The sequence below is a fragment of the Leucobacter soli genome, assembly GCF_042659205.1.
Lineage (GTDB): Bacteria > Actinomycetota > Actinomycetes > Actinomycetales > Microbacteriaceae > Leucobacter > Leucobacter soli.
Genome location: NZ_JBHSRW010000455.1, coordinates 1 through 740, shown reverse-complemented (window position 1 = coordinate 740; position 740 = coordinate 1). Strand labels below are relative to the sequence as shown.

1 pseudogene is annotated in these 740 nt (G+C 74.7%); it reads left to right on the top strand.

Going from position 1 to position 740, the window contains the following annotated elements:
* A pseudogene (locus ACFPZL_RS13910) lies at positions 1-740 on the top strand (hypothetical protein); the annotation flags it as partial.

Here is a 740-nt window from a genome sequence, read left to right as displayed (position 1 = left end):
CGGCGTGCAGCTCCGGGCGGGCGTCGCCGGCCAGCTCGCGAAGGCGCTCGTCGAGCACGGCTTCACGGTGCGGCTGCGGCTGCCGGTACTCGCGCCCAAGGAGTTCGCCGGAGCTATCGACGGCCTGATCCACCTCGCCCTCCAGGCGGCCGAGCCCGATTCTCCGCTCGGCCGTGCCGCCGGGTTCGCCGCCGGATCGGAGCCGGGTCCCGGATCCGATGCGGTGATCGCCGAGCTCGAGCGGGTGCTCGAGCGCTCCCGCGAGTCCGCGCCGCCGTCCCACCGCGTGCAGCTGCGGGCGAGGGAGTGGGATCCGGGCGAACGGGACCGCACCCTGTTCTATCGTCCGCCTGACGACACCGAGCGATTCGACACGGGTGGTCTCACCGCCGCCGTCCTCGGGCTGGGCCGGGACGCCACCGGCCAGATCGTCGCGGCGGCGAGCGGGCCGCTCCACCGGGTGCCCGCGGTTTCCGAGTCCGGTTTCGCCTGCGAGCCCGACACGGACGCGAGTCGCGTGGTGAACCGGGCTTGGGCGCGGGAGGCTCTGGACAGGGCGGTGCGTCTGCGCGCGGAGTGGGCGGCAGAGGGTGCTGGTGCATTCGGCTCGGGCGGATTCGGCGGAGGCGCATTCGGCTCGTTCACTGATGCCGGCGACCTTGCTGGGCCCGGTGAGACTCCGGGCGGCGAGGATCCCGCTCGCGACCTGGCCGAGGCCTGGCGGCGGCTGCGACCGGGCG